We start from the raw sequence: 6,922 nt of genomic DNA, 5'->3' as shown, positions 1-6,922 counted from the left end.
AAGGCGTGGGGTGAGGTGCGGGAGGAGCGTTCGGAGTGGGCCAAGCAGCATGGCCTGAGTAACCCGATTCGCTTCCAAGGGCAGTATCACGATCATGAGACCGGGCTGCATTACAACCGTTATCGGTACTATGACTCAAAGGGCTCTCGCTTTACAAGCCAAGATCCAATAGGGTTGAGCGGTGGACTGAATTTATATGTTTATGTTCCAAGCTCTACACAATGGATTGATCCGCTGGGTTTGTCTGGATGCGTTTGCAAACTGACTGAAACTTCCACTAGCGTGATCAATCAACAAAGACTGAATCGATACTACACTCAGTATGAGAAATACGGCAGTGCTGGAGCAAAAGAGTTAGAGAATGGGCGTTATCGTTTTTATGGAGAGTTGAAGTCGCCTAGGACTCCAGGCGAAATGAAAGGTGCTAGATTGGTACGAGAATGGGATCCTAACACCGATGAACGAAGAACCTGGTATGAAACGGTAGATCACTACAACAATATACGAAGCGTTGCGCCGAAGCCGATAACGCACGAAAAAAATCACCACATATTTGAAGCAAGCGGTAAGTATATCGGCAGGAGGTAGACTTGAATATTGAACCAACTCGCAGCGATATGATAAATAAAATAAAACTTGTGATTGATGGGGTCGAATCACGCAGCGAAGTGGCGAGATGGGCTTTCGCCATCTACGAGGATGACGATTTAAGGATAGCGGACAAGGTTGTACTTAAGTATTTAGAATTGCTGGGCGCTTTAGATCTTCATGGTGTAGACAGGGAGTATCTATACACCGAAGAAGATTTAAATCACTGGTTAAATAGCATAAAAACTGAAGATATCCCTTAGGGAGACACTGCATAAATAGCCAGCCGCCCCTACCCTTGGCACACTGAGCCCCCTCAACCAGCCTCCTCCGTGAGCTTTGTTACGCGCATGCAAAAGACCTTCTCCGAACTCGAATACACCGGCAAGAAAAAGCAGACTCGCCGGGGCGGCTGGCTATTTATGCAGTGTCTCCCTAAGTATCCCCACACGCGGGCAAGCCCAGCGATCTTCCCCAGCCAGGCTGCCCACGAATCTCGCACCTTTAAAGGCCACGTTTACTCATCCCGCCTGATGTAGTCCGCATCCTACGAGTCGTGTCGAACTGCGTCTGACATATCTGGGAAGCACTTTTCCGTACTGTTCGCACCGCGACTTTTGGCGGCCGGCTGCATAAGTATTCGGTAGCGCACTACTGGGACCGGCCGGAAGCGGGACGATGGCAATACCGGGCGTACTGTGCATTACCTGTATGAACCGGGCAGCTTCGTGCCGGTGGCCCAGGCCCTGCGCAAGCGCCCGATCGTGCTGCACAGGCAGCCGGATTGGCGTCAGCGCGAGTACGACTTCGATCAGGATCCGTTGTGGCAAATGACGATGCCGCCGCAGGCGTTCCATGCAATTGCCTGGTACCACTGCGATCACCTGGGCACGCCGATGGAGCTGACCGATCAGCACGGCAACGTTGCGTGGGCGGGGCAGTACAAGGCGTGGGGGGCGGTGCGGGAAGAATGCCCGACCGGCGTGGCAACCCAGGATTCATTGCGCCAACGCGCCCTGGTGGTGCCGGACAAGGCCCAGCAGGTGCTGAACTTCCATCACAACACACTGCGCGCCCTGGCCGAAATGCTGGCGGCGGCGGGGTTGGAGCATCCGGCCCAACTGGAAGCCAAGCACCTGGTGCGGCGCGTGTCGGCCACCGAGATCAAGCTGTTCTCGCAGATGCAGTATTCCTCAAGCCGGGGGAGCGGCTTACCGGTGAGGTGGATGGCCAGTTCTACTCGAGTATGTGGCAAATGGCACGGGCAGACAGCTTCGAGCCGCAGGGTGAAACGGTGGCTTGAGCGCTTGCGAATCGAGACCGCCCCCAATGGAAGCGGCCCCGAGAATCTCAGATCAAGACGCCGTGCCGACCGCGCCCTGCTCCTCTTTCGGTGCCAAGCGCAGCGTGTAGTACAGCACCGTCAGCAGCACCAGGAACGCCGGACCGACGTACAACGCCACCCGGGTATCCTCGAAGTACGCCATCAGCCCCACCACCAGCACCAGGAACGCCAGCGCCAGGTAAGAGCTCAGCGGCCACAGCCACATGCGGTACTTCAGGCCCTTCTGCTCAGCCGTGGACAGCCCGGCGCGGAACTTGATCTGGGCCAGCAGGATCATCACCCAAGTCCAGATCGCACCGAAGGTGGCAATCGAGGTCACCCAGACGAACACCTTCTCAGGCACCAGGTAGTTGGCCAGCACACCCAGCAGCAGCGCACCGATCGACAACAGCAAGGCATTGCGCGGCACGCCGTTGCTGGAGGTCTTGGCAAAAGCCGCTGGGGCCTGGCCATTCTGCGCCAGGCTGTAGAGCATGCGCCCGGTGCTGAAGATGCCACCATTGCACGACGACAGCGCTGCGGTGATGACCACAAAGTTGATGATGCCAGCGGCGGTCTTGATGCCCAGGCGCTCGAAGGTCATCACGAACGGGCTGCCCTGGCTACCGATCTCGCTCCAGGGGTAAATCGACAGGATGACGAACAGCGCGCCGACATAGAACAGCAGGATGCGCCAAAACACCGAGCCGATGGCCTGTGGAATGGTCTTTTGCGGGTTGCGCGCTTCACCGGCGGTCAGGCCGATCATTTCCACGCCCAGATAGGCGAACATCACCATCTGCAGCGACATCAGCACACCGGTCACGCCATTGGGCATGAAGCCGCCGTTGCTCCACAGGTTGGAGATACCCACGGCCACACCGTCGTTGCCGAAGCCGAAGGCAATGATGCCGATGCCACCGAGCACCATGGCGATGATCGTGACGATCTTGATCAGGGCAAACCAGAATTCGAACTCACCGAATGCCTTGACCGCGATCAGGTTGATGGCGCCCATGCTGCCCAAGGCGGCCAAGGCCCAGATCCAGCGAGGCACGTCCGGGAACCAGATGCCCATGTAGATGGCCACGGCGGTGATTTCCGCAACGCAAGTCACCAGCCACAGGAACCAGTAGTTCCAACCGGTAAGAAAGCCCGCCAATGGGCCGAGGTAATCCTGGGCGTAGCGACTGAAGGAACCGGCGACGGGATTGTGCACGGCCATCTCGCCCAGCGCGCGCATGATCACCAGAATCGCCAGGCCGCCAATGATGTAGGAAAGCATGATGGCAGGGCCGGCCATTTCGATGGCTTTGGCCGAACCGAGGAAAAGACCGACACCGATACAGGCGCCCAGCGCCATCAGACGAATGTGCCGTTCGCCCAGTTCACGCTTGAGCGGGCCGCCTTGGACGGTCTCGCCGTGGGCAGGGTGGTTGCCGACTGGCATAGCAATACAACCTCATTTTGTTATTGGATTTGACCTTCGTGCAGCCTCAGCCATGCCGATAGGCGTGGCGTTGCTTGTCGGGCTAGCCTTGTGGGAGGGCCCGCATGCCGGAATAGAGCGGTCGGCAAGGCGAAGGGGCCGAGCAGTATAGGAAGGCTGTCGTAGGGCTTTTCACTATAAAAACGGAAGATTTGGGGAAAACTTCCGTCGCTGGCAGGTGCCAGTGGGCCCTCTCGCACGGCTACCATAGCAATATCGGCCTTGAACGAATGCGCCACCAAAGCCGCATTCCCACGTCAGCTTTATGTTCTTCCTACAAATTTTTCACCTGACTCGGCCAACGTCTAAGCTTCAGGCAAGCAATACGAAAAAACCTGGCCGGATTGAAGACTATGGGCGCACTGTGGCAATCGGAACCAACCAGAACGGAAGCACCCGAGACACCTCTGGCCGAGACGCCACAGCCCAAGCCCCCACGTCAGCGTCGGCTGTGGTGGCGGTTGATCCTGCTGATCCTGCTGGTGGCGCTCGTGGCCATCGGCTTCGCCGCCTATGACGAGTTCCGCACCTCGAACTTGCAGTCCCGGGAGTTCAGCAAGCTGGCCGCCACACTTACCTACTCGCTGCAACCGGGGCCCAGTGACGCCATCGTCTATCCCGGTGAAGGCCCGTTCGACAAACGCCTGGGCTATAGCGCGCTGGGCGAGTTCCTGCCACGCCTGCTCAAGCGCGACTACCTGATCAGCGAGCAAGTACGGTTCTCGCCGGCGCTGATGAACTATGTCGATCATGGCTTGTTCGCGCCCTATATCGAGAAGATCCAGGCGGGCCTGTCGATCACCGACTGTCGCGGCGACACGCTGTACCAGTACAACTACCCGCAACACCTGTACCCGGACTTCAGTTCGATCCCTCCGGTCATCGTCAACAGCCTGCTGTTCATCGAGAACCGCGACCTGCTCGATGCCAAGGACCCTCGCAACAACCCAGCAGTGGACTGGCCACGCTTCGCCAAGGCGGCCTACAGCCAGGTGGCCAAGTACCTGGCCCTGCCAGGGCAGTCGGCCGGTGGCAGTACCCTGGCGACCCAGTTGGAAAAATACAGGCACTCCCCCGATGGCCTGACCGTCTCCGGCGCCGAGAAAATCCGCCAGATGATTTCCGCCAGCGTGCGGGCCTACCAAGGCGGCCCGGACACCACCGAGGCCCGCCAGCGCATCGTGCGCGACTACCTCAACAGCGTGCCGCTGTCGGCGGTCCCTGGCCATGGCGAGGTCCACGGCATGGCGGAGGGCCTGCGGGTTTGGTACGGCGCCGATTTCGACCAGGTGAACCAGGCCCTGAGCGCTACGGCAAGTGACCCGGACAGCATGGCCGCGCGCGGCCTGGCCCTGCGCCAGGTGCTGTCGTTGATGATCGCCCAGCGCCGTCCGTCCCATTACCTGTCCAAGGGGCGGGTCGAACTGGCCGAACTGACCGACTCCCACATTCGCCTGCTGGCGGCCAACGGCGTGGTCGACAAAAAGACCGCCGATGCCGCACTGGCCAGCAAGGCTGTGTACCGCGACTGGGTGGCGCAACCGACCATCGTGCCGATCATCACCAACAAGGGTATCAGCCTGGCACGCAACCGCCTCGCAGCCATGCTCAACCGGCCGCTGTATGATCTGGACCGCCTCGACCTGTCGGCCACCAGCACGCTGCAGGCCGACCTGCAGATGCAAGCCAGTCAGTACCTGAAGAATCTCTCCGACCCTGAATTCGCCGCGCAGATCGGCCTGATCGGCGAGCGCCTGCTGACCTCCAAGACCACCGACCAAGTGCGCTACAGCTTCACGCTGTTCGAACGCACAGCCGACGGATCGCGGGTTCGGGTGCAGACCGACAGCACCGACCAGCCGTTCGATATCAACGAGGGCAGCAAGCTGGAACTGGGCTCCACAGCCAAGCTTCGTGTGCTCACTACCTATCTGGAAATCATCGCCGAACTGCACGACAAATACGCCGGCAAACCTGCCGCCGAGCTGAAGAAAGTCGAGGTCGCGGAGCTCGACCGCATCACCCAGTGGTCGCTGGAATGGCTGATGCTCAACGCCAAGAACCAGAGCCTCGATGCCATGCTCGACGCAGCGCTTGAGCGCAAGTATTCGGCCAACACCGGCGAAGCGTTCTTCACCGGCGGCGGCATGCATGTGTTCAACAACTTCCGCAAGGAAGACAACAGCCGCAACCCCACCCTGAAGGAAGCGCTGCGCGAATCGATCAACCTGCCGTTCATCCGCCTGATGCGCGACCTGGTGCGGTACGTGACCTATCAGCAGCCGTTCAACCGCGTGGCGCTGCTCAAGGATGACGCCGACCCACGGCGCCAGGAATACCTGGCCCGCTTCGCCGACAAGGAAGGCACCAACTACCTGATGCGTTTCTGGAAGAAATACCAGCGCAAGACCTCGCAACAACGCCTGGACACCTTCCTCGACAGCATGCGTATCACCCCTCAGCGCCTGGCCGCGGTGCATCGCTACCTGTTCCCTGAAGCCGGCCAGGAAACCTTCAATGCCTTCGTCCGCGCTCACAGCAAGGAAGACAAGAAAGCCCTCGCCAAGCTCACCGACAGTCGCCTGGTGGAGATGTACGAGGCCTACGGCCCCGGCAAGTACGATCTGCCCGACCAAGGCTTTATTGCCAAGGTCCACCCACTGGACCTGTGGCTGCTGGGTTACCTGCTGAAGAACCCCAGCGCAACGCCCACCGAAATGGCCAATGCCAGCCGTTTCGAGCGCCAGGAAGTGTATGGCTGGCTGTTCAAGAGCCGTCATCAGGGCGCCCGCGACAGCCGCATTCGCACAATGGTCGAAATCGAGGCCTTCCTCGACATTCATCAACGCTGGAAACGCGTGGGTTACCCGTTCGATCACCTCGTCCCGTCGCTGGCCACCGCCATCGGCAGCTCCGGCGACCGTCCTGCGGCGCTCTCGGAGCTGGTCGGCATCATCCAGAACGATGGCGTGCGGCTGCCGACCTTGCGTATCGATACCCTGCACTTCGCCGCCAACACGCCCTATGAAACCAAGCTGATCAGCGACCCGGACCGGGGGCAGCGGATCTTGCCAGTCGAGGTTGCGCGCGCACTCAAAGGGGCCATGTCCCAGGTAGTGGACGCCGGTACCGCGCGGCGTATCTCCGGCAGTTTCAAACTGCATGACGGCACCCCGCTGGTGATGGGGGGCAAGACCGGCACCGGCGACAACCGGATCGAGAGCTTCGGCGCGGGTGGTCGGCTGATCGGTTCCCGTTCGTTGAACAGAACCGCGACCTTCGTGTTCTTCCTTGGCGATAACCACTTCGGCACGCTCACCGCCTTCGTGCCGGGGCGTTCGGCGGAAGCATTCAAATTCACCTCGGCCTTGCCGGTACAGGTGCTCAAGGGCATGGCACCAATTCTCATGCCCTACCTGGAGCCAGGTAACCCGAACGAGTGCAAACCGCCACAAGTGGCGATGCAGGGCCAAAACTGAGGGTGTTGTAGCGGATTGATCGAAGCTTTAGATGATAATCAT

At 59.7% G+C, this 6,922-nt stretch carries 4 protein-coding genes and 2 pseudogenes; 5 read left to right on the top strand and 1 reads right to left on the bottom strand.

The features are described from left to right. The 4 genes and pseudogenes from H620_RS27320 to H620_RS27315 form a co-directional block, all read left to right on the top strand. Positions 1-588: RHS repeat-associated core domain-containing protein (locus tag H620_RS27320; protein ID WP_202883594.1), on the top strand; the 588-nt coding region annotated here is incomplete at its 5' end. 2 nt (positions 589-590) lie between these two features. Next, positions 591-851 carry a hypothetical protein gene (locus H620_RS0123315; RefSeq protein ID WP_023378997.1) on the top strand — a complete coding sequence of 87 codons (261 nt, stop codon included), beginning with the start codon at positions 591-593 and terminating at the stop codon, positions 849-851. A gap of 356 nt (positions 852-1,207) precedes the next feature. Continuing rightward, a pseudogene (locus H620_RS26775) lies at positions 1,208-1,559 on the top strand (RHS domain-containing protein); the annotation flags it as partial. Further along, positions 1,557-1,891, top strand: a pseudogene (locus H620_RS27315) (FMN-binding glutamate synthase family protein); the annotation flags it as partial. The pseudogenes H620_RS26775 and H620_RS27315, both read left to right, overlap by 3 nt. A gap of 52 nt (positions 1,892-1,943) precedes the next feature. On the opposite strand, the gene H620_RS0123310 reads toward H620_RS27315, so the two are convergent. Beyond that, a complete protein-coding gene (locus tag H620_RS0123310) occupies positions 1,944-3,362 on the bottom strand; it encodes an amino acid permease (protein ID WP_023378996.1) in 1,419 nt (472 codons plus the stop codon). 392 nt (positions 3,363-3,754) lie between these two features. Between H620_RS0123310 and H620_RS0123305 the strand changes: the two genes are divergently transcribed. Further along, a complete protein-coding gene (locus H620_RS0123305) occupies positions 3,755-6,880 on the top strand; it encodes a transglycosylase domain-containing protein (protein ID WP_023378995.1) in 3,126 nt (1,041 codons plus the stop codon). Positions 6,881-6,922: the final 42 nt, after the last annotated feature.

The sequence above is a fragment of the Pseudomonas taiwanensis DSM 21245 genome (assembly GCF_000425785.1).
GTDB classification, from domain to species: domain Bacteria; phylum Pseudomonadota; class Gammaproteobacteria; order Pseudomonadales; family Pseudomonadaceae; genus Aquipseudomonas; species Aquipseudomonas taiwanensis.
The sequence above is the reverse complement of the archived record's forward strand: the minus strand, read 5'-3'. Positions and strand labels throughout refer to the sequence as shown.